Annotated in this window: 22 protein-coding genes; 9 read left to right on the forward strand and 13 right to left on the reverse strand. The window is 71.2% G+C overall.

The window, feature by feature from the left end:
- The first annotated feature begins 17 nt into the window (after nucleotides 1-17).
- Together ACYVKX_RS17020 and ACYVKX_RS17025 are read left to right on the forward strand one after the other, a co-directional pair.
- Nucleotides 18-1,391 carry an aspartate aminotransferase family protein gene (locus ACYVKX_RS17020; RefSeq protein WP_460834865.1) on the forward strand — a complete coding sequence of 458 codons (1,374 nt, stop codon included), beginning with the start codon at nucleotides 18-20 and terminating at the stop codon, nucleotides 1,389-1,391.
- 55 nt (nucleotides 1,392-1,446) lie between these two features.
- Entirely contained in the window at nucleotides 1,447-2,460 is a 1,014-nt protein-coding gene (locus ACYVKX_RS17025; RefSeq protein ID WP_460834866.1) for a type IV toxin-antitoxin system AbiEi family antitoxin domain-containing protein, read from the forward strand.
- A gap of 20 nt (nucleotides 2,461-2,480) precedes the next feature.
- Here ACYVKX_RS17025 and ACYVKX_RS17030 read toward each other — a convergent pair whose 3' ends face one another.
- The 4 genes from ACYVKX_RS17030 to ACYVKX_RS17045 are packed head-to-tail and all read right to left on the reverse strand — an operon-like array spanning nucleotide 2,481 to nucleotide 6,529.
- Nucleotides 2,481-3,284, reverse strand: coding sequence for an ABC transporter permease (locus ACYVKX_RS17030; protein WP_460834867.1), 804 nt, complete (start codon nucleotides 3,282-3,284; stop codon nucleotides 2,481-2,483).
- Nucleotides 3,284-4,189 carry an ABC transporter permease gene (locus tag ACYVKX_RS17035; RefSeq protein ID WP_460834868.1) on the reverse strand — a complete coding sequence of 302 codons (906 nt, stop codon included), beginning with the start codon at nucleotides 4,187-4,189 and terminating at the stop codon, nucleotides 3,284-3,286. Before ACYVKX_RS17035 ends, ACYVKX_RS17030 begins: the two co-directional genes overlap by 1 nt.
- A complete protein-coding gene (locus tag ACYVKX_RS17040; RefSeq protein ID WP_460834869.1) occupies nucleotides 4,189-5,352 on the reverse strand; it encodes an ABC transporter ATP-binding protein in 1,164 nt (387 codons plus the stop codon). Before ACYVKX_RS17040 ends, ACYVKX_RS17035 begins: the two co-directional genes overlap by 1 nt.
- Entirely contained in the window at nucleotides 5,336-6,529 is a 1,194-nt protein-coding gene (locus ACYVKX_RS17045; RefSeq protein WP_460834870.1) for a polyamine ABC transporter substrate-binding protein, read from the reverse strand. The genes ACYVKX_RS17040 and ACYVKX_RS17045 overlap by 17 nt, the downstream gene beginning before the upstream one ends.
- 163 nt (nucleotides 6,530-6,692) lie before the next feature.
- Here ACYVKX_RS17045 and ACYVKX_RS17050 point away from each other — a divergent pair, with 163 nt between their 5' ends.
- Together ACYVKX_RS17050 and ACYVKX_RS17055 are read left to right on the forward strand one after the other, a co-directional pair.
- Nucleotides 6,693-7,166 carry an Lrp/AsnC family transcriptional regulator gene (locus tag ACYVKX_RS17050; RefSeq protein ID WP_460834871.1) on the forward strand — a complete coding sequence of 158 codons (474 nt, stop codon included), beginning with the start codon at nucleotides 6,693-6,695 and terminating at the stop codon, nucleotides 7,164-7,166.
- Nucleotides 7,151-8,551 (forward strand): NAD(P)/FAD-dependent oxidoreductase, encoded by a 1,401-nt coding sequence (locus tag ACYVKX_RS17055; protein ID WP_460834872.1) that lies wholly within the window; start codon nucleotides 7,151-7,153, stop codon nucleotides 8,549-8,551. The genes ACYVKX_RS17050 and ACYVKX_RS17055 overlap by 16 nt, the downstream gene beginning before the upstream one ends.
- Here the strand turns inward: ACYVKX_RS17055 and ACYVKX_RS17060 are convergent, their stop codons facing one another.
- The gene (locus tag ACYVKX_RS17060; RefSeq protein ID WP_460834873.1) at nucleotides 8,552-10,000 is read right to left on the reverse strand and encodes a M1 family metallopeptidase; all 1,449 of its coding nucleotides are present in this window, start codon (nucleotides 9,998-10,000) and stop codon (nucleotides 8,552-8,554) included.
- Nucleotides 10,001-10,164: 164 nt separating this feature from the next.
- On the opposite strand from ACYVKX_RS17060, the gene ACYVKX_RS17065 reads away from it, so the two are divergent.
- The 3 genes from ACYVKX_RS17065 to ACYVKX_RS17075 are packed head-to-tail and all read left to right on the forward strand — an operon-like array spanning nucleotide 10,165 to nucleotide 13,567.
- A complete protein-coding gene (locus ACYVKX_RS17065) occupies nucleotides 10,165-11,031 on the forward strand; it encodes a serine protein kinase RIO (RefSeq protein ID WP_460834874.1) in 867 nt (288 codons plus the stop codon).
- Nucleotides 11,032-11,041: 10 nt separating this feature from the next.
- Nucleotides 11,042-11,905: an LOG family protein gene (locus ACYVKX_RS17070; protein ID WP_460834875.1), complete on the forward strand. Its 864-nt coding sequence runs from the start codon at nucleotides 11,042-11,044 to the stop codon at nucleotides 11,903-11,905.
- Nucleotides 11,906-11,932: 27 nt separating this feature from the next.
- Nucleotides 11,933-13,567 (forward strand): TIGR03767 family metallophosphoesterase, encoded by a 1,635-nt coding sequence (locus ACYVKX_RS17075; RefSeq protein WP_460834876.1) that lies wholly within the window; start codon nucleotides 11,933-11,935, stop codon nucleotides 13,565-13,567.
- 5 nt (nucleotides 13,568-13,572) lie between these two features.
- On the opposite strand, the gene ACYVKX_RS17080 is transcribed toward ACYVKX_RS17075, so the two are convergent.
- The 4 genes from ACYVKX_RS17080 to ACYVKX_RS17095 are packed head-to-tail and all read right to left on the reverse strand — an operon-like array spanning nucleotide 13,573 to nucleotide 16,038.
- On the reverse strand, nucleotides 13,573-14,319 hold the full coding sequence (locus ACYVKX_RS17080; protein ID WP_460834877.1) for a hypothetical protein: 747 nt from the start codon (nucleotides 14,317-14,319) through the stop codon (nucleotides 13,573-13,575).
- Nucleotides 14,319-15,491, reverse strand: a complete 1,173-nt coding sequence (locus ACYVKX_RS17085; protein WP_460834878.1) for a hypothetical protein — start codon at nucleotides 15,489-15,491, stop codon at nucleotides 14,319-14,321. Before ACYVKX_RS17085 ends, ACYVKX_RS17080 begins: the two co-directional genes overlap by 1 nt.
- Nucleotides 15,491-15,772 carry a hypothetical protein gene (locus ACYVKX_RS17090; protein ID WP_460834879.1) on the reverse strand — a complete coding sequence of 94 codons (282 nt, stop codon included), beginning with the start codon at nucleotides 15,770-15,772 and terminating at the stop codon, nucleotides 15,491-15,493. Before ACYVKX_RS17090 ends, ACYVKX_RS17085 begins: the two co-directional genes overlap by 1 nt.
- Entirely contained in the window at nucleotides 15,769-16,038 is a 270-nt protein-coding gene (locus ACYVKX_RS17095; protein WP_460834880.1) for an SAV_915 family protein, read from the reverse strand. The genes ACYVKX_RS17090 and ACYVKX_RS17095 overlap by 4 nt, the downstream gene beginning before the upstream one ends.
- Before the next feature lie 66 nt (nucleotides 16,039-16,104).
- On the opposite strand from ACYVKX_RS17095, the gene ACYVKX_RS17100 reads away from it, so the two are divergent.
- On the forward strand, nucleotides 16,105-16,728 hold the full coding sequence (locus tag ACYVKX_RS17100; RefSeq protein WP_460834881.1) for a GyrI-like domain-containing protein: 624 nt from the start codon (nucleotides 16,105-16,107) through the stop codon (nucleotides 16,726-16,728).
- 79 nt (nucleotides 16,729-16,807) lie between these two features.
- A complete protein-coding gene (locus tag ACYVKX_RS17105) occupies nucleotides 16,808-17,038 on the forward strand; it encodes an AbrB/MazE/SpoVT family DNA-binding domain-containing protein (RefSeq protein ID WP_460834882.1) in 231 nt (76 codons plus the stop codon).
- Nucleotides 17,039-17,226: 188 nt separating this feature from the next.
- Here the strand turns inward: ACYVKX_RS17105 and ACYVKX_RS17110 are convergent, their stop codons facing one another.
- From ACYVKX_RS17110 to ACYVKX_RS17125, 4 genes are all read right to left on the reverse strand, one after another.
- Nucleotides 17,227-17,460, reverse strand: coding sequence for an addiction module protein (locus ACYVKX_RS17110; protein ID WP_460834883.1), 234 nt, complete (start codon nucleotides 17,458-17,460; stop codon nucleotides 17,227-17,229).
- 52 nt (nucleotides 17,461-17,512) lie between these two features.
- A complete protein-coding gene (gene rlmN, locus ACYVKX_RS17115) occupies nucleotides 17,513-18,661 on the reverse strand; it encodes a dual-specificity RNA methyltransferase RlmN (protein ID WP_460834884.1) in 1,149 nt (382 codons plus the stop codon).
- Nucleotides 18,662-18,695: 34 nt separating this feature from the next.
- Nucleotides 18,696-19,061 carry a hypothetical protein gene (locus ACYVKX_RS17120; protein WP_460834885.1) on the reverse strand — a complete coding sequence of 122 codons (366 nt, stop codon included), beginning with the start codon at nucleotides 19,059-19,061 and terminating at the stop codon, nucleotides 18,696-18,698.
- 76 nt (nucleotides 19,062-19,137) lie between these two features.
- Nucleotides 19,138-19,992 (reverse strand): phosphatidate cytidylyltransferase, encoded by an 855-nt coding sequence (locus tag ACYVKX_RS17125; protein ID WP_460834886.1) that lies wholly within the window; start codon nucleotides 19,990-19,992, stop codon nucleotides 19,138-19,140.
- Nucleotides 19,993-20,005: the final 13 nt, after the last annotated feature.

Below are 20,005 nucleotides of genomic sequence, written 5' to 3' on the forward strand. Positions count from 1 at the left end.
CCACGCACCATGGGGGCATGCAGCAGCCCGACTACGACCACCTCCAGCGTGCCGCCAAGGACCACCTCTGGATGCACTTCACCCGCCACTCGTCCTACGACGAGGCGGACGTCCCCATCATCACGAGGGGCGAGGGCGCCTACCTCTACGACGCCCAGGGCAAGCGGTACCTCGACGGCCTGGGCGGGCTGTTCGTCTCGCAGCTCGGCCACGGCCGCACCGAGCTCGCCGAGGCCGCGGCCGCGCAGGCCAGGGAGCTGGCCTTCCACCCGCTGTGGTCCTACGCGCACCCGAGCGCGATCCTGCTCGCCGAGCGGCTGGCGTCGTACGCCCCGGGATCGCTGAACCGCGTCTTCTTCTCCAGCGGCGGCGGCGAGTCCGTCGAGACCGCCTGGAAGCTGGCGAAGAACTACTTCAAGCTCACCGGCAAGCCGATGAAGCACAAGGTGCTGAGCCGGTCGATCGCCTACCACGGCACCACCCAGGGCGCGCTGTCGATCACCGGCCTGCCGCCGCTGAAGCAGCAGTTCGAGCCGCTCGTGCCGTCGACGTTCCGGGTGCCGAACACCAACATCTACCGGGCTCCCCTCCACCGCGACGACCCCGAGGCGTTCGGCCGCTGGGCCGCCGACCAGATCGCGGTCGCGATCGAGAACGAGGGCCCCGACACCGTCGCGGCGGTCTTCCTCGAGCCGGTGCAGAACGCCGGCGGCTGCTTCCCGCCGCCGCCGGGCTACTTCCAGCGGGTCCGCGAGATCTGCGACGAGTACGACGTGCTGCTCGTCTCCGACGAGGTCATCTGCGCCTTCGGCCGGCTGGGCCACATGTTCGGCGCCGAGCGCTACGGCTACGAGCCCGACATGATCACCTGCGCCAAGGGCATCACCTCCGGCTACGCCCCGCTCGGCGCGATGATCGCCAGCGACAAGCTGATGGCGCCGTTCCTCGAGGACGGCGCGATGTTCGCCCACGGCTACACCTTCGGCGGCCACCCGGTCTCCACCGCGGTCGCGCTGAAAAACCTGGACATCTTCGAGTCCGAGAAGGTGCTCGAGCACGTCCGGGACAGCGAGGGCGCGTTCCGGGCCACGCTGGAGAAGCTGCTCGACCTGCCGATCGTCGGCGACGTCCGCGGCGACGGGTACTTCTACGGCATCGAACTGGTCAAGGACAAGGCCACCCGGGAGTCGTTCACCGACGACGAGTGCGAGCGGATCCTCTTCGGCTTCGTCTCCAAGCAGCTCTTCGCCGAGGGCCTCTACTGCCGCGCCGACGACCGCGGCGACCCGGTCATCCAGCTCTCGCCCCCGCTCATCTGCGACCAGCAGCACTTCGACGAGATGGAGCAGATCCTCCGCGTCGTCCTCGACAAGGCCTGGTCGCTCCTCTGACCCCCTGAGTTGGGCCGAGTCGGCGCAGTCTCAGCCTGGTTGTCCACAGGACGCGATGTCGGTGGTGCAGGCGATGCCCCTCGCGGGCATCGCCTGCACCATGACGACGAACTGGCTGGATCGCCTGGCCGAGCTGCCGCCGGGCGTCCCGTTCACCACCGGCACCGCGAGGCGCGTCGGGCTCGGCTACCAGGCGCTCTCCTACCTGACCCGCGCCGGCGCGCTCCGACGACCCATCGAGGGGGTGTACGTCGACGCCGGACGCCCCGACTCGCTGCCGCTGCGATGCGCGGTGCTCCGCCTGGTCTTGCCCGCGGACTGCTTCGCCTGTGACCACACGGCGGCATGGCTGCACGCCGGCGACCGGGCCCTCGCTCCGAACGACCACCTCGCCGTACCCCGCGTGTCCTGCTTCCGGCCAAGCGACGCCGGCCGTCTGCGCAACGCGCTGACCGACAGCGGCGAGCGCGAGATCCGGCTGCGTGACCTGACAGAGCTGCACGGGATCCCGGTCACCACACCGCTCCGCACGGCGCTCGACCTCGGCCGGCTGCAGCGGACGCGCGACCTGAGGCTCCACGGGATGGACACCATGCTCGGCCTCGGCGCCTTCACTCACGAGGAGATGCTCAGCGAGGTGCCCCGCTTCAACCGGCGACGCGGCGTCGTACTCCTCCGCGTGCTCGCACCCCTCGCGGACGGCGGCGCCGAGTCGTTCGGCGAGTCGGCCCTCCGCCTACGGTGGTACGACGCCGGGCTGCCCCGACCACGGACGCAGATCCCTGTGGCGACGCAGGGCCGCGTCCTCTACTACCTGGACATGGGCCTCGAGGAGCACGGGATCGCGGCCGAGTACGACGGCGATGCCTGGCACTCGACGCCCGTCCAACGCGAGCGCGACGCCGCCCGGCGGGCCTACCTGACCGATGTCGAAGGCTGGCTCCTCGAGGCATTCCGTCGCGAGAACGTCTTCGGACACCACCAGGACGCCGACCGCCGGCTCAAGGTCCTCGCCGAGTCGGCGCAGTCTCGCTTGAGATCGCGCCGACTCGGCATGCCGTCGGACTGAGACTGCGCCGGGTCGGCGTCCTACCGGGTGGCGAGCTTGGCGTTGCGGCGCCGGTTGTTGACCTCGCCGCCGACGACGATCAGTACGGCGATCAGGAACATCAGCGTGCCGACCACGTTGACCTGCATCGGGATGCCGCGCTGGGCGACGCCCCAGACGTACATGGGGAAGGTCGTGGTGTTGCCGGCGTTGAGGTTGGTGATGATGAAGTCGTCGAAGGACAGCGAGAAGCTCAGCAGGGCCGCGCCGAGGATGCCGGGGAAGACCAGCGGGAAGGTGACCCGCCAGAAGGTCTGCCGGGGCGTGGCGTAGAGATCCATCGCCGCCTGTTCGAGGTTGTCGTCCATGCCCGCCAGCCGGGCTCTGACGGTGACGACCACGAACGAGATGCAGAACATGATGTGGGCGATCAGGATCGTCCAGAAGCCCAACTGGCCGGCGAAGCCCGCCGCCACGAAGAGCGCCAGCAGCGAGGAGCCCATGACGATCTCGGGCGTGGCCATCGGCAGGAAGATCAGCAGGTTCATCGACGAGCGGCCGACGAAGTCGTGCCGCACCAGCGCGAACGCCATCAGCGTGCCGAGGATGGTCGAGCCGGCGGTCGCCAGCAGGCTGATCTGGACGCTGGTGCCGAGGGCGCTGCACATCCCCTCCGGCTCGCACGGGTTGAGCCAGTTGTTCAGCGTGAACCCGTCGAAGCGGTAGATCAGCCGGCTCGACGGATCGTTGAAGCTCATCAGCACCACGACGAAGATCGGGATGAAGGTGTAGACGAGGACGGCGATCCCGAGGATCAGCACCAGGTTGCTGCGCAGCCACCGCATCAGAGCAGCTCCTCCGTCCCGGCCCGGCGCACGTAGAGCAGCACCATCACGATGATCAGGATCATCAGGATCATCGAGAGCGCGCCCGCGGCGGGGTAGTCGTTGGCGTTGGTGAAGAGGTTCTGGATGACGTTGCCCACCATCCGCTGGTTCGGGCTGCCGAGCAGTTGGGCGTTGATGTAGTCGCCGGCCGCCGGGATGAAGGTGAGCAGCGTGCCCGACACGACGCCCGGCAGCGACAGCGGCCAGGTCACCTTCCAGAAGCCCACGAACGGGTTGGCGTAGAGGTCGCCGGACGCCTCGATCAGCCGGTGGTCGATCTTGTCGATGCTGGCGTAGAGCGGCAGCACCATGAACGGCAGGAAGTTGTAGACGATGCCGGCGATGACCGCGACCGGCGTGGCCAGCAGGCGGCCGTCCTCGCCCAGGATCTGCAGCGCCTGCAGCGTGTTCACCACGACGCCGTCGTCGGCGAGGATCAGCTTCCACGACAGCGTGCGCACCAGGAAGCTGGTGAAGAACGGCGCGATCACCAGCACCAGCATCAGGTTCTTCCAGCGGCCCGCCTTGAACGCGATCGCGTAGGCCAGCACGTAGCCGAGCACCAGGCAGATCACGGTGGCCAGCGCGCCGTACCAGAGCGAGCGCAGCAGCGGCTCCCAGTAGTCCTGGATCGCCTCCCAGTAGTTCCGGACGCGGAAAGTCATCTCGTAGCCGTTGACGACCGACCCGCTCGGGTCGAAGAGGCTGGCGGCGACGAGGGAGTAGAACGGGATGACGAAGAACAGCGCGAGCCAGACGATGCCGGGGACCAGCAGCAGGTAGCCGGTCGGGCCGCGGCGGCGTCCCGACTCCTCGGGGGCCGGGGCGGGGTCGACCGGAGCGATGCCCGCGGTGCTCGCCATCAGTCGTCGTCCTCCTGCCCGGCGCGTGCGTCCTGGCTGGCGTCGAGCAAGAAGGCGTACTCCGGCCGCCAGGACAGCTCGACGGGCTCACCGGTGCGGTACAGGCGGCGGTGGCCGGTGTTCTGCTGGAAGATCTGCAGCTCCTGGCCCCAGGGCATCCGCACGAGGTACTGGGTGCTGACACCGACGAAGCTGACGTCGGTCACCACGCCGCCCGGGATCGAGTTGCCGGGGGCGTCGAGCTCCTCGCCCGGGTCCCCGATCAGCACCTTCTCGGGCCGGATCCCGATCCAGCCCTTGCTCCCGCTCGCGTGCGCTCGGCCGGCGGGGATCGAGACGTCGACGCCGTTCATGTCGACGGTGACCATGTCGGCACTGCGGCCCTTGATCGTGCCCTCGATCAGGTTGGACTGGCCCAGGAAGTTCGCCACGAACGTCGTCCGCGGGTTCTCGTAGAGCTCCTCCGGCGCGCCCATCTGCTCGATCACGCCGGCGTTCATCACCGCGACCGTGTCGGCCATGGTCATGGCCTCCTCCTGGTCGTGCGTGACGTGGATGAAGGTCAGCCCGACCTCGGTCTGGATCCGCTTGAGCTCGATCTGCATCGCCCGCCGCAGCTTGAGGTCGAGCGCGCCCAGCGGCTCGTCGAGCAGCAGCACCTCGGGCTGGTTGATCAGCGCCCGGGCCAGCGCGACCCGCTGCTGCTGACCGCCGGAGAGCTGGGTCGGCTTCTTCCGCGCCTGGCTCTCGAGCTCGACGAGGTCGAGCATGTCGCGCACCTTGGCGTCGACGTCGCCGACCTTGCGGCGCTTGAGCCCGAAGGCGACGTTCTCGTGGATGTCGAGGTGCGGGAAGAGCGCGTAGTTCTGGAAGACCGTGTTGACCGGCCGCCGGTAGGGCTTGGCGTAGGTGATGTCCTGCCCGGCCAGCGTGATCGAGCCGCGGGTCGGGGTCTCCAGGCCCGCGACCATCCGCAGCGTGGTCGTCTTGCCGCAGCCCGAGGGCCCGAGCAGCGCGAAGAACGCACCGCGGGGTACGTCGAGGTCGAGGTCGTCGACGGCCGTGAAGGCACCGAAGGACTTGGTGACGTGGCGCAGTCGCAGCCCGTCGAACGAGTCGTCGCTCGTGGGCGCCTGCTCGGCGAGGTCAGCCGGCGATGACATCGTTGAACTCTCCTTCGTACTGCTGGGACTGCTGGTCGGACAGGGGCATGAAGTCGAAGGAGTCGGCGAGGGCCTCCTCGTCGGGGAAGATCAGCTTGTTGTCGACCAGCGACGGGTCGATCTTCTCCATCTCCTCCTTGGCCCCCTCGACCGGGCAGATGTAGTTGACCCAGGCCGCGAGCTTCGCCGCGACGGCCGGCTCGTAGAAGTAGTCGATCCACTTCTCGGCGTTCGCCTGGTGGGTGGCGAGGTTGGGCACCATCATGTTGTCGGCCCAGAGGGACAGCCCCTCCTCGGGCGTGACGAACTTGATGTCCGGGTTGTCGAACTGCGCCTGGATCACGTCGCCCGACCACGCCTCGCAGGCCACGATGTTGCCGGCCGCGAGGTCCTGGATGTACTCGTTGCCGGTGAAGGAGCGCACCTGCCCGCTCGCGACCACCTGCCGGAGCCGCTCGAGGGCCTGGCCCCACTGGTCCTCGGTGAACTCGTCGGGGTTCGCGCCGACGACGCGGAGCATGAACGCCATCGTGTCGCGCATCTCGCTGAGCAGCGTCATCCGGCCCTTGAGGTCCTCCCGGGTCAGCAACTCCTCGAAGCTGCGCACCTCGTCGACCTTGGCGGCGTTGTAGGCGATGCCCGTCAGGCCCGCCTGCCAGGGGGCGCTGTAGGTGCGCTCGGGGTCCCACTGCCGGCCGCGCAGCGCCTTGATCAGGTTCTTGTGGAGGTTGGGCACCGACTTCGCCGCCAGCGGCTGGATCCAGCCGAGCCCGATCATCCGGGCGGCCATCCAGTCGGTCATCATGATCAGGTCGCGGTCGATCGGCTGGCAGGCGCCCATCTGGTTCTTCACCTTGGCGAAGAACTCCGCGTTGTCGTTGATGTCGTCGGTGTAGTCGACGGTGATGCCGGTGCGGTCCTGGAAGACCGAGATCGTCGACGTCGCCTTCTTGCGCGGGTCGATGTAGGCCGGCCAGTTGGAGACGATCAGCTCCTTCTGGCTGGCCGACACGTCGGTCGCCCGGCACTCCGCCGGGTTGACCTTCGCCGCCGCCACGTCGAAGAGCGGCAGCTTCAGCGCGGCCAGGCTCGCCCCCGCGAACGCGACGGCGCCGCCACCCCTGAGCAGGCTGCGGCGGGAGAGCCCCGAGCGGTGAACGGGCGAGTCCGGCGGCATGCGGCTCCTCTCGGGCGGTCCAACGCGACCATCGGATGGTGCCACGCGATGGGGCCACCGACAAGCGAAACCGTCGAGAAGAAACATTCCCGCAACGAAATCCCTCGTCCGACCCGCGTCGAAGCCTTTGACCCCGGCGGCGCGGTGCGGGACCATGCCGCCCATGAACCGGAAGTCGGGGCGCCCCGCGTTCCAGCTCGACGAGGTGTCCAAGGCGATCATCGAGCAGCTCCAGCAGGACGGCCGGAGGTCGTACGCCGCCATCGGCAAGGTCGTCGGGCTCTCCGAGGCCGCGGTCCGCCAGCGCGTGCAGCGGCTGATCGAGAGCGGCGTGATGCAGGTCGTCGCGGTCACCGACCCGCTGGAGATGGGCTTCGCCCGCCAGGCGATGGTCGGCATCCGGGTCACCGGGCCGCTGGAGTCCGTGGCCGACCGGCTCGCCGAGCTCGACGAGGTCGACTACGTCGTGGTCACGGCCGGCTCCTACGACCTGCTGGCCGAGGTCGTCTGCGAGAGCGACGAGCACCTGCTCGAGCTGATCTCCGGCCGGATCCGCGCGATCGACGGCGTGGTCGCGACCGAGACCTTCATGTACCTCAGCCTGCGCAAGCAGACCTACTCGTGGGGTGTGCGCTGATCTTCGACCGCGACCCGCACTGGGAGCGGCTCTCCCTCTGGCACGACACCGTCGACACCAGCTGGGAGCCGCGTCCGGCCCTGCCCGGCGACGTCGACGCCGACGTCGCGATCGTCGGCGCGGGCTTCACCGGGCTCTGGACGGCGTACTACCTCGCCGAGGCCGACCCCGCGCTGCGGATCGTGGTGCTCGAGGCCGAGACCGCGGGGTACGGCGCCTCCGGCCGCAACGGCGGCTGGTGCTCGGCCCTCTTCCCGGCGTCGCTGTCGACGCTCGCGGGGATGGGCGGCCGCGACGCGGCGCTGGCCCAGCACCGGGCGATGCGCGCGACCGTCGACGAGGTCGTGCGGGCCGCGGCCGCCGAGGGCATCGACGCCGACGTCGCCAAGGGCGGCACGATCTCGCTGGCCCGCAGCCGCGCGCAGTGGCGGCGGGCGAGGGCCGAGGTCGCCGCGGCCCGGACGTGGGACCGCGGCGAGGACGACCTGCGGCTGCTGGACAGGAGGGAGGCGACGGCGGTCCTCGACGGCAGCCGGACCGTCGGGGCGACGTACACCCCCGACTGCGCCGCGGTCCACCCGGCCCGGCTGGTGCGCGGGCTGGCCGACGCGGTCGAGCGCCGCGGCGTCACCGTCCACGAGCGGACCCGGGTGCGGTCGATCCAGCCCGGCCGGGCGCACACCGGCGACGGCGACGTCCGCGCCGACGTCGTCGTCCGCGCGACCGAGGGCTACACCCCGTCGCTGCGCGGGGAGGACCGCACGCTCGTCCCGGTCTACTCGCTGATCATCGCGACCGAGCCGCTGCCCGAGGAGACCTGGGCCGAGATCGGCCTCACCCGGCGCGAGACGTTCAGCGACCACCGGCACCTGATCGTCTACGGGCAGCGCACCGCCGACGACCGGCTGGTCTTCGGCGGCCGCGGGGCGCCGTACCACTTCGGCTCGCGGATCAAGCCGGAGTTCGACCGCGACCAGGCGGTGTTCGCCCGGCTCTATGCCACGCTCGTCGACCTGTTCCCGGTGCTCGAGGGCACCCGGGTCACCCACGCGTGGGGCGGCGCGCTCGGCGTCCCGCGCGACTGGTGCGCGTCGGTCGGGCTCGATCGCGAGACCGGCCTGGCGTGGGCCGGCGGGTACGTCGGCGACGGCGTCGCCACCACCAACCTGGCCGGCCGCACGCTCCGTGATCTCGTGCTCGGCCGCGAGACCGAGCTGACCGCGCTCCCCTGGGTCGGGCACCGCTCGCCCCGCTGGGAGCCGGAGCCGTGGCGCTGGCTGGGCATCAACACCGGGCTGCGCGCGATGACGCTCGCGGACGCCGAGGAGTCGCTGACCCGGCTGCCGAGCGTGGTGGCGAAGGCGGTGTCACCGCTCCTGGGCTGATCAGCCCAGCCCGTTGGCCGCGGTGTCGGCGGGCTTCGCCCTCGTGCGCAGCCAGGTGTCGAAGAACGCGCCGAGCTCGAGGCCGGTGACGTCCTCGGCCAGCGCCTCGAACTGCCCGGTGTTGCCGGTCGTGCCGGCGCGGTCGGTGGCCCAGCGGCCGAGCAGGTCGAGGAAGACCTGGTCGTCGCCGATCACGTTGCGCAGCGCCTGCAGCGTCATCGCGCCGCGGTTGTAGACGAACGGCGCGAAGATGCTGCCGACGCACTGGCGGTTGTCCGGGCACGGCTCGGCGACCTGGTTGTCCCAGAAGTCGTTGCCGGCGCCGTAGAACTCGTACATCCGGCGCAGCCACGCGTCGCCGGTCTCGCCGCCCCGCGTCTCGGTGTAGTAGCTCTCGAAGAACGACGCGAACCCCTCGTTGAGCCAGATGTCGCGCCAGCTCTCGAGGCTGACCGAGTCGCCGAACCACTGGTGCGCCTGCTCGTGCACGACCGTCACCGGGTCGAGGCTGTACGGCGAGTACGTCGGTCGCGTCTGGTTCTCCAGCGCGAAGCCGGGGTCGAGGCTGGTGGCGAGGCCACCGGTCGTCGAGAACGGGTAGGGCACGTCGAGCACGCCGGCGATCCAGGTCGCGAGGTCGGCGGAGTCCCGGAGCAGGCGCATCGCCTTCTCGCGCCGGTCCGCGGGCAGCCGCTTCGACACCGCGACCAGCCAGGGCAGGCCGGCCTCGCTCGTGCCCTTCGCCACCCGGAAGTCGCCGGCGGCGAAGAACGCCAGGTAGGGCACCATCGGCTCCTTCGGTCGCCAGGTCGTGGTGGCGAGGCCGCCCTGCACCTCGCGTCCGGCGAGCTCGCCGTTGGCGATCACCTGCTTGTCCTTCGGGGCCGTGATGCTGATCGAGATGCGCGCCCGGTCGCGCGGGTGGTCGTTGGCCGGGAACCACCAGGGCGCCATGTGCGGCTGGTTCATCGCGACGACCTCCTCGTCGCTCGCCAGCCAGTTGCTCTCGCCGGCGTACGTGTAGCGACCGGGCCGTCCGGCGTACCGGACGACGAGCCGGAGCCGCTCCCCCGCGGCGACGCGGCGGTCGATCGCCAGCTCGTGGTAGCGGCGTTGGTCGAAGCGGACGTCCTTCCCGCCGACCCGCACCGACCTCACCGGCAGCAGGAAGTCCAGGTTGAAGCCGGACAGCGTCTCGGTCGCGACCAGCGTGATCCGGGTCCAGCCGGACAGGCGGCCGTTGCCGAAGGAGTAGCGGTCGTGCACGTCGTAGCGGAGCACGTCGATGCCGCCGTTGCCGTCGAGCGGGAAGTACGGATCGCCGATGCCGGCGGAGCCGCGCTCGGGCGCGACCTGCGCCTCGGCGGGCGCGGCGACGGCCAGCGAAGAAGCCAGCGAGGAGGCCAGGGAGGAGGCCAGCGCGAGGGCAAGCAGGCGGCGTCGGATCACGCGAGCACCCTAATCCAGTTGCGGCCCGTCGGCCGGGCGCCTCAGAGTGGGCGCAGCGGCCCGGATCGCCCGGGTGCTCCCGAGAGGAGGCGTGACATGTCGACGACCGTCCTTGGCCTGTCCGCAGACCACACCCTCCTCTCACTCCCGGAGCACCCCTACCGATGTCCGACACGCACGACTTCCCTGAAATCGACCCTTCCTTCGTCTTCGACTTCCAGGCCTACGACGACGTCGAGGACGGCCAGCGCTGGTCGACCTGGCTGAGCGTCGAGCCGCTCTGCCGCGGCCCGGAGCCGCGACCGGACTGGGTCGTCACCTCCCAGGCCGCGATCGACACCGATCTCGGCGTCCTCAAGACCGGCAAGGAGGCCGACGCGTTCCTCCTCGAGCGCGCGGTCCCCGGCAGCCCTCCACCCGACCAGGGCGGCGACGGCGAGTCCGTCGTCATGGTGGCCAAGCGCTACCGGGGCGAGGACCACCGCGACTTCCACCGGTCCTCGTCCTACACCGCCGGCCGCACGATGCGGAACACCCGCGACACCCGCGCCCTGCAGAAGAAGTCCGCGCACGGGCGCGCGGTCGCCGCCGGCCAGTGGGCGCTCGCCGAGTGGGGCGCCCTGGTGCGCTGCCACGAGCTCGGGCTCGCGGTCCCCTACCCCGTGCAGATCGACGGCACCGAGATCCTGATGGAGTGGATCACCCACGACGGCGAGACCGCGCCCCGGCTGGCCCAGGTCCGGCCCGACCGGGCGCTGCTGGCGTCGTACCTCGACCAGCTGCGCGACTTCCTCGCCGAGCTGGCCCGGCACAGGCTGGTGCACGGCGACCTGTCGCCGTACAACGTCCTCGCGGCCGGCGAGCGGCTGGTCGTCATCGACCTGCCGCAGATGGTCGACCTGGTCGGCAACCCTGCCGGGATGGACTTCCTCCTGCGCGACTGCGCCAACGTGTGCGGCTGGTTCCGGGCGCGCGGGCTCGAGGTCGACGAGCACGAGCTGTTCGGCGAGCTGATGGCGCACGCGTTCTAGAGTCACTCGCGTGAAGCCACGCGCGGTGCCCTCGTCCACCGAACCGGTCCGCACCTCGCTCTACACCGCCGGCGAGCTCTACGACACCGAGCGGTACGCCGACTCGCTCGACGCCCGGGCCTACGCGGACTCGCGCCGGCCGGTCACGCGGGAGGCGGCGCTGGCCCGGGCGCTGCACGACCACGCGATCGACCTCGCACTCGAGGCGTGGATCGGCGAGCGCCGGCTGGTCGGCGTGATGGGCGACCACCGGCTCGAGCGCGGCCATCCGGGCTACGCCGCGACCGCCCGGCTCGGTGCGTCGCTCGGCAGCCGCCACGTCGTCGCCACCGGCGGCGGCCCGGGCGCGATGGAGGCGGCCAACCTCGGGGCGCGGTACGCCGGACGGCCCACCGATCTCGACGACGCGCTCGCGATGCTGGCCGGCGTGCCGTCGTACCTGCCCGCGGTCGACGCGTGGGTGGGCCGGGCGTTCGAGGTCATGGCCCGGCACCCGGGCGGCGCGGACACCCTCGGGATCCCGACCTGGCACTACGGCCACGAGCCACCGAACCCGTTCGCCACCGCGATCGCGAAGTACTTCCGCAACTCCACCCGGGAGGCGATCCTGCTGGCGGTCTGCGACGCCGGGATCGTGTTCCTCCCCGGGCGCGCCGGCACCGTGCAGGAGATCTTCCAGGACGCCTGCGAGAACTACTACGCCGAGGAGTCGGCGGTCGCGCCGATGGTGCTCGTCGACGGTTCGTACTGGACCGAGGAGCTGCCCGGCTGGCCGCTCCTGCAGGCGTTGGCGCGGGGCACGGCGATGGAGCCGCACGTGCACCTGGTCGACTCCGTCGAGGAGGCCGCGGACCTGCTGGTTTCGGGGACGTGAACGGCCTGCGACGCCTAGATTGACGCGATGCAGATCTCTCGTCGCGACCTCGTCCGCTCCACCGCCGCCGTGGCCGGCGCCACCGCCGTGGGCGGCCTCGCCGGACCCGGGGTCGCCGCCGAGGGGGTCGCCGGTCCGGCGGGCCGCCGCGCGGCCGGCCCGACCACCCGCGCCGCCACCCTGGCGCGCGGTGCCGGGGGCGCCGGGGGATACCGGCCCGTCGTGGCCGGGGCGGGAGAGGGCTGGCTGGTCCGCTCCGACCTCGGCGCGAAGGCGAAGCCCGGCCGGGCCGGTCGGCGCCGTCCGCTGGTCGCGTTCGTCCAGGTCAGCGACGTCCACATCATCGACAGCGAGTCGCCGATGCGCGTGGAGAACGCCGACTCCTTCAGCAGCTCGGCCTACCGGCCACAGGAGTTCCTGACCCTCCACGTCGCGGAGTCGATGGTCCAGGGCATCAACGCCGTCGGCTCCGGTCCCGCCACCGGTCGCTCGATCGCCTTCACCCTCCAGACCGGCGACAACGCCGACAACGCGCAGTACAACGAGGTCCGGTGGAACATCGACGTCCTCGACGGCGGCACCATCCAGCCCGACTCGGGCGACCACACCCAGACCGAGAGCGTCGCCGACACCGACCCGCGGCTCTACGACACGCCGTTCTGGCACCCCGAGGGGACCCCGGAGGGGAAGGCCGACGACGCCCCGCGGGCGACGTACGGGTTCCCGACCATCCCCGGCCTCCTCGCGAAGGCCCGGGCGCCGTTCGAGGCCACCGGCCTGGCGATGCCGTGGTACAGCGTGATGGGCAACCACGACAAGCTGGTCCAGGGCAACAACCACCCCGACGCGTCCAGCCAGGCACGGGCGACCGGGTCGGTCAAGGCGGTGGGCCTGAAGAGGCGCGACGTCACGCCCGACCCCGACCGCCGGGAGCTCACGACGGCCGACATCGTGGCCGAGCACTTCGCCACCACGGGACTGCCCGTCGGGCACGGGTACACCGAGCAGAACCTCCAGGACGGCACGGCCTACTACACCTTCGACCGGGGCCGGGTCCGGTTCGTGGTCATGGACACCGTGAACCTCAACGGGAACTACACGGGCTCCCTCGACCGGACCCAGTTCGCCTGGATCAAGGACGTGCTGGCCACCTCGAGGCGCAAGCTGCTGGTCTTCTCCAGCCACCACCCGTCGTGGAGCATGACCAACGACCTGACCGGGGACATCGACCCCGGCAAGCGGATCCTCGGCCCGGCCCTGCTCGCGGAGCTGCTCAAGCACGACAACGTGATCGCCTGGGTCAACGGCCACACGCACGCGAACAACGTCCGCCCCCATGTGCGCGAGAACAAGAAGAAGACGCAGATCCTCAACGGGTTCTGGGAGATCAACACCGCGTCCCACATCGACTGGCCGCAGCAGGGCCGCATCATCGAGATCGCCAACAACGACGACGGGACGCTCTCGATCTTCACCACGATGCTCGACCACGCGGCACCGACGGCGTGGGAGGAGTCGCAGCTCGACAGCCCGCTCCAGCTGGCCGCCCTCTCGCGCGAGCTCTCGGCCAACGACCCCCAGGAGCGGGACCGCGATCGCCGCGGCGCACGCAACGCCCGGAACGTCGAGCTGCTGGTCCGGACGCCGAGGTTCCTGCGGTAGCGAAGCTAGCGCGCCCGACGGATCTCGGCGACGACGTCTGCCGTGCCCATCCGGGCGCGGAAGGCCGGGTCGGCCACGCAGCGGCCCACGACCGCGGCGACCACGACCGGCCGCTCGGCCAGGTAGCGACCGTCGACCGCGAGGACACCGACGGGTGCCGTCGGCTCGCGGCGCCACAGCCAGCGAGTGCGGGCGACGGGCTGCGGCGGTGGCCCGCTGAGCGTCAGGGCCAGGGGCTCGCCCGGCACCACGCCGGAGACGTGCTCCCACGGGACCGACCAGCTGACGGCCTCCTTGCGCTGCTCGATGCCGGCCGGCGTGAGGTAGAGCCCGCCCGCGGCGACGCGGCCGCGCAGGACGGCGACCAGGGGCGTCGCGGCGCCGACGGCGACGAGCAGCAGGATCACCCGGGTCGCGACCTGGTCCGCGACCACGCTGCAGACCAGCGCCCAGAGGCTGAACAGGACGGGCATGACCACCGACATGACCACGGGCACCGGGGAGCGCGGGAACGCGGTGGCGGGCGTCCCGGAGGGGGCGGTCGCGGTGGTCGGGCCGGGCCGGTGACCGACGTACCAGCTGTCGAAGCCCACGAGGACGAGCCCGCCCGCGGCGATGAGGAGCAGCAAGGTGCCGCCGGCGAACCCGAGCGTGCGGTCGCCGGCGTACCCGACGAGGCCCGCCCCGAGCAGGGCGAGGAGGACGTAGCCGAGGGCGTAGACCAGGTTGCGGCCGTTGCACGCGTCGTCCATCAGTCGAACAGCCCGCCGATGCCGTCGACGACCGCGCCGACGCCGTCGCCGATCGCCTCACCGGTGTCGGCGAGAGCGTCCACTCCGGAGTTGAACGCCTCCCCGACGTCGGGGCCGTTCTCGAAGAGCGAGTCGATCGCGCCCGAGGTGAAGATGCCGACGCCGGCACCGATGATCGCGCCGGCCGCCGTACCGACACCGGGGATCGGCACGAACGTGCCCACCACGGCCCCCGCACCGGCGCCCGCGGCGACCGAGGCGAGGAAGCCGCCCCCGCCGGAGGCGACGGCCTGGACCGGGTCCTCGCCGCTCGCGATGTCGAGGCCGATGCCGGCCACGGCCAGCGCGCCGCCCAGCTTGAGCGGGAAGGTCCTGCTCGACCGGGCCAGGTCGTCGGCGTTGCGGGCGACGTCGTCGGCGTTGCGGGCGACGTCGTCCCAGTAGTTGAGGTCGGCGTTGGTGAAGGCACCGGGATTGGCGCGGATCCGCTCGAGGTACTCCTGGGCCTGCCGGGCCAGGTACTCGCTGGTGCCGCGCAGCGCCGAGGAGTTGAACTCCATCGCCGCCCCGGCGAGACCACCGGCGATGTCGGCGGCGGTCAGCACCCAGTCCGGGCCCTCGAGTCCGGTGTACTCGTCTTGGACGGCCTGGGCCGCCGCGGTCAGCTCGGTGCGGACCGCCGCGGCGTCCGTGGCCGCGGTGTTGTACGCCTGGACCTTCGCCTGGTAGTCGTTCCAGGACGCGACCGCGCCCTCGTAGGCGTCCGCCGCGGCCGGTGAGACCGCGCCGGCCGGCGGCGGACCCGGGTTCGCGGGCCCCGGTCCGGGATCCTGGATCACGTACGCCGTCACCGTCAGCCCGGCCGTCTGGGCCGCGCCGCGGATGTCGGCCATCCGGTTCTGGAGGGTGCTCAGCCGGGAGGCGTAGGTCTCCAGGGAGCCGGCCACGGAGGTGATGCCGGCCTCGAGGGTGTCGACTCGTCCCACGGCGCTGCCGATCCGCGCCGTGAACGCCTCGCCGGCGGCGCCGTCCCAGTCGGAGGACGCCGTCGACCGCGCTCCGGCGAGCTTGTCCGCGCTGGAGCTGACCGCCTTCCCCAGGTCGCTGCGCAGCCAGCTGGCCGCCGACTCGACCGACGCCGGCGAGCCCTGGATCTCGGTGTCGATCGGCATCAGGGCGCCCCGGGGAGGGTGAGGCCCTGCTGGGCGGACAGGTCGGCGTTGAACAGCGACCCGCTCGCCGTACGCACGTTCTGGCTCGCCGCGGAGAGCCCCTCGCTCAGGCCGGCCGCGCTCTCGCTCACCCTGGCGATCATCGCGTTGATGGTCGCGGTGGCCTCGCCGCCGTCGACGCCGGCCGGGGCCGAGCCGGCGCACTCGTCGAGCCCCGCCCGCGCCGAGTCGAGGGCGCCTGCGATGGACTCTGCGGTCGCCCAGCTGAGGTCGATCGTCACGACGACACCGCCTCGGGCTGCGGCCGCTTGTCGAGGAACAGGAGGTCGTACGGCGCCGCGTCGTGGGCGCGCTGGAGGTCCTCGACGGTGAGCAGCACCCACGGCGCGTCGGCCCGGTAGAACTCGGCGAGCCGGTCGAGCGCGGAGTAGACGAACACCGCGATCCGGCCGTCGCTGGTGGGGTGCATCGCGAGCCGGGCCTCGCCGCCCTCGGCGAGCTCGGTCGTCGGGGCGTAGACGACAGGGGGGAACCGGGGTGTGCTCACGGTGCCAGGCTGCCCCGGCAGGCGGCCGCGAAACGCGCGGCCCCGTGGGGCACCTACCATCGGCGGGTGAAGCTCGACTTCAAGAGGTCGCTCGACGCCTACCGCGCCCGCGCCGGCGAGTTCAGGGTCGTACGCGTCCCGCCACTTCCCTTCCTGATGGTCGACGGGCACGGCGACCCGAACGTCGCCCCCGCGTACGCCGACGCGCTCGCGACGGTGTACCCCGTCGCGTACCGGCTGAAGTTCGCCAGCAAGCACGAGCTCGGGCGCGACTACGTCGTGCCTCCGCTGGAGGCGCTGTGGTGGGCCGACGACATGGACGCGTTCACCTCGGCGCGGGACAAGTCCGCGTGGGACTGGACGGTGATGCTCATGGTCCCCGACTGGATCACCTCGCAGATGCTGGACACCGCGATCAGCAAGGTCGCGGCGAAGGGGCCCCCGGCGGCTCTCGACAGGCTGCGGCTCGACCGCCTCGACGAGGGCACGTCGGTGCAGACCCTGCACGTCGGGCCGTACGACGCGGAGGCCGCGACGCTCGCCGAGCTCCACCACCGGTTCCTCCCGGACAACGGCCTGCGGATGACCGGCAGGCACCACGAGATCTACCTCAGCGACCCGCGCCGGACGGCCCCGTCCCGGCTCCGGACGATCCTCCGGCAGCCGGTGGAGCGGGTGGCCTCCGAGTGACCTACCGGGCCGGCCGACTGGACCGCCACGTCGGCCGTGTCAGGTATCCTGCGTAATACGCGACACGGAGGGATCGCCGATGAGACTCAACAGCAAGGGCCAGGTCACGATCCCTGCGGCACTTCGCCACAAGCACGGCTTCGCCGAGGGCGACGAGGTGGACGTCGTGGAGGACGGGACCACACTGCGCATCGTGCACCGCAGTCCGGGGACCACCCGAGGCGGGCGTGTCGTCGAGCGCCTCCGCGGTTCCGCCCCGAAGGGCGGTCCGAGCACGGATGAGTTGATGGAACTGCTGCGTGGCGACTGACCAGGCCACCTTGGTCGACTCCAACGTCCTCCTCGATCTGGCCACCGGCGATCCGACCTGGTCGGACTGGGCCGTCGCATACAGGGCCTGCTCGAACTCGTCACCAAGCCCAGGCTGTTCGCCGTTGAGGTAGTCAACCTCGGCGAGGAACTCAGCGCGGGCCTCAGGGTGGAACCCCGGGTCAGCGGTCACGCTCCGCGTACAGCCCGTCGAGCAGCGAGTTCGGCCTTGATCTCCGACAGCGGGATCGTCTCGACCCGACCACTCACGATGTCGTCCATGCGGCTGCTGATCTCGTCGTTCCACGCCGGGTCTGCCGCCGGGCTCCCCTGCCGACGAGCCGCAAGCTCGCGCACCAACTCGTCCTGCACGGTCTCTGGCAGACCAAGGACTGCATCCAGGACCTCAGCGGGAACGGTCATGGGTCCAATCCTACGCGGAGCGCCGAAGTCTGCCGGACCATCAAGACCACGATCAGCTCTCAGAAGCAGCCAGCTGTCCACAGGCCGCATCGATGTCAGAACCACGCGTGTCCCGCACGGTGGTGCTGATTCCACGCTCGACCAGCCGCCGTACGAACTCGTCCATGTCGGCATCCTCCGACCGGGTGAAGCGGCTTCCCGGGACCTCGTTCAGCGGGATCAGGTTCACGTGCACCCAGCCCCATCGGCTCCGCCGATCATCGGACACGGCGCCGCGCGCGAGGAGTACGTCGGCGAGCAGATCGGCGCGCCATGCCTGGTCGTTGATGCCACGCATCATGGCGTACTCGATCGAGACCCGGCGCTTGGTCCTGGCGGCGTAGTTCCACGCCGCGTCGACCGTCTCCGCGACCGAGAAGCGGGTGTTGATCGGGACCAGCTCGTTGCGCAGCTCGTCGTCGGGCGCGTGCAGGCTGAGGGCGAGGGTGACCGGGATGCCCTCGTCGGCCAGATGGAGCATCCGCGGCACCAGGCCGACCGTCGACACGGTGACGCCACGGGCGCTCATGCCCAGGCCGTCCGGGGTCGGGTCGGTCAGGCGGCGTACGGCGCCGACGACCGCCCGGTAGTTGGCCAGCGGCTCGCCCATGCCCATGAAGACGACGTTCGAGACGCGGCCCGGGCCGCCGGGGACCTCGCCGCGGCTCAGTGTGCGGGCGGCGGCGACGACCTGCTCGACGATCTCGGCGGTCGACATGTTGCGCTGGAGGCCGCCCTGGCCGGTGGCGCAGAACGGGCAGGCCATGCCGCAGCCGGCCTGGCTGGACACGCACACGGTGGCGCGGTCGGGGTAGCGCATCAACACCGATTCGACGAGCGCGCCGTCGAAGAGCCTCCAGAGCGTCTTGCGGGTGGTGCCGCGGTCGGCCTCCATGGTCCGCAGCGGCGTCATCAGCTCGGGCAGCAGGCCGGAGACGAGCTCGTCGCGCTGCGCCGCCGGGAGGTCGGTCATCTCCGCCGGATCGTCGACCAGGCGGGCGAAGTAGTGAGTCGAGAGCTGCCTGGCACGGAAGCCCGGCAGCCCGAGCTCCTCCAGGCGCGCCCTGCGCTCGTCCGGGGTGAGGTCGGCGAGATGCCGCGGGGGCCTCTTGCGGCCGCGGGGCTCGTCGAGGACGAGGGGCAGGTGGGTGCGCTCGGACATCGGGCCCAGTGTCCCACCGGGACCGGTGGAACCTCTAACTCTGGCGCGTGACCAGGTACCAGAGCACGATCGCCGCGACCCCGCCGACGACGATCGCGGTGGTCACCATCCCGATCAGCAGGTAGAGCCCGAACCGGCGGGTCCGCGGCCAGATCACCAGCCCGATGGGGACCACGAGGGTGACCAGCACGAACGGGAAGTACCGCTCGGCGCGGTCGTAGGAGAAGAGCAGCCCGAGGATGCCGGCGAACAGCGCCGGCACCAGGATGAGGAACGCCAGCCCGGTGAAGAACCCGGTGAGGGCGGTGAACGTCGGGTGGTCGCGGTGCCACCAGTCCGGCTGGCGCTGCTCCGGACCTCCGGGCGCCGCCGACTCGGCGTTCTCCTGATCAGTCGTCACCCGTCGATGCTATGTGCCGGTGCAGGTCGTCCGCCTCTCACGGGGCAATACGCCGCCCTCAGGCGGACGACCCACATCAGTACACGAGGTAGTGGAGCAGCAGCCAGATCGGCGCGATGGTCGCGAGCAGCGAGTCCAGCCGGTCCATCAGGCCACCGTGGCCCGGGATCACCTGGCTCATGTCCTTGATGCCGAGGTCGCGCTTGATGACCGACTCGCACAGGTCGCCGAGGGTCGCCATGACCACGGCGATCAGGCCGAGCAGCAGGCCGACCCACCAGTCGCCGTCGAGGAGGTAGACGACCAGCGCCCAGCCGGCGGCCAGGCAGCAGACCACGGACCCCGCGAAGCCCTCCCAGGACTTCTTGGGGGAGACGACCGGGGCCATCGGGTGCCGCCCGAACAGCACGCCGGCGACGTACCCCCCGATGTCGGAGGCGATGGTCACCAGGATGAACGTGACGATGCCCTGCACGCCCGGGTCGTCGAGGCCCGCGCCGGTGACGCCCTCCCCCTCCGCGAGCAGCAGCGCCACGAAGGAGCCGAGGAACGGGATGTAGATCAGGCTGAAGACCGACGCGGTGGCGTCCTGGACGTAGCCGTCGACGCCGCGGCGCAGCAGCCACAGCATGGTGACGAGCGCGGTGACGGCGGTGGCGGTGACGAGGGCGGGCGCGCCCCAGAAGTACGCCACCGCGACCATCACCACGCCGCCGACCATCAGCGGCTGCTCGGGCAGGTCGATGCCCCTGGCCAAGAAGCCACGTCCGAGCTCCCAGATCGCGACCACCACGGCGACCGCGACGATGATCATGAACGCCGTCTTCCAGAACAGCAGCGACAGCGCGATCGCGCCCAGCAGCGCGAATGCGCTCGCGAAGGCAGCGCGCAGGTCACGGCCGGCGCGGCCGTGGTCCTTGACCTCGGACATGGCGTCGAGCGGC

This window comes from Nocardioides hungaricus, from assembly GCF_054782915.1.

What these genes read in the sequence shown, in the direction of transcription:
- ACYVKX_RS17020 (WP_460834865.1), top strand. Translation starts at nt 18, where the DNA reads ATGCAGCAGCCCGACTACGACCACCTCCAGCGTGCCGCCAAGGACCAC.
- ACYVKX_RS17025 (WP_460834866.1), top strand. Translation starts at nt 1,447, where the DNA reads ATGTCGGTGGTGCAGGCGATGCCCCTCGCGGGCATCGCCTGCACCATG.
- ACYVKX_RS17030 (WP_460834867.1), bottom strand. Translation starts at nt 3,284, where the DNA reads ATGCGGTGGCTGCGCAGCAACCTGGTGCTGATCCTCGGGATCGCCGTC.
- ACYVKX_RS17035 (WP_460834868.1), bottom strand. Translation starts at nt 4,189, where the DNA reads ATGGCGAGCACCGCGGGCATCGCTCCGGTCGACCCCGCCCCGGCCCCC.
- ACYVKX_RS17040 (WP_460834869.1), bottom strand. Translation starts at nt 5,352, where the DNA reads ATGTCATCGCCGGCTGACCTCGCCGAGCAGGCGCCCACGAGCGACGAC.
- ACYVKX_RS17045 (WP_460834870.1), bottom strand. Translation starts at nt 6,529, where the DNA reads ATGCCGCCGGACTCGCCCGTTCACCGCTCGGGGCTCTCCCGCCGCAGC.
- ACYVKX_RS17050 (WP_460834871.1), top strand. Translation starts at nt 6,693, where the DNA reads ATGAACCGGAAGTCGGGGCGCCCCGCGTTCCAGCTCGACGAGGTGTCC.
- ACYVKX_RS17065 (WP_460834874.1), top strand. Translation starts at nt 10,165, where the DNA reads ATGTCCGACACGCACGACTTCCCTGAAATCGACCCTTCCTTCGTCTTC.
- ACYVKX_RS17075 (WP_460834876.1), top strand. Translation starts at nt 11,933, where the DNA reads ATGCAGATCTCTCGTCGCGACCTCGTCCGCTCCACCGCCGCCGTGGCC.
- ACYVKX_RS17080 (WP_460834877.1), bottom strand. Translation starts at nt 14,319, where the DNA reads ATGGACGACGCGTGCAACGGCCGCAACCTGGTCTACGCCCTCGGCTAC.
- ACYVKX_RS17085 (WP_460834878.1), bottom strand. Translation starts at nt 15,491, where the DNA reads ATGCCGATCGACACCGAGATCCAGGGCTCGCCGGCGTCGGTCGAGTCG.
- ACYVKX_RS17105 (WP_460834882.1), top strand. Translation starts at nt 16,808, where the DNA reads ATGAGACTCAACAGCAAGGGCCAGGTCACGATCCCTGCGGCACTTCGC.
- ACYVKX_RS17110 (WP_460834883.1), bottom strand. Translation starts at nt 17,460, where the DNA reads ATGACCGTTCCCGCTGAGGTCCTGGATGCAGTCCTTGGTCTGCCAGAG.
- rlmN (WP_460834884.1), bottom strand. Translation starts at nt 18,661, where the DNA reads ATGTCCGAGCGCACCCACCTGCCCCTCGTCCTCGACGAGCCCCGCGGC.
- ACYVKX_RS17125 (WP_460834886.1), bottom strand. Translation starts at nt 19,992, where the DNA reads ATGTCCGAGGTCAAGGACCACGGCCGCGCCGGCCGTGACCTGCGCGCT.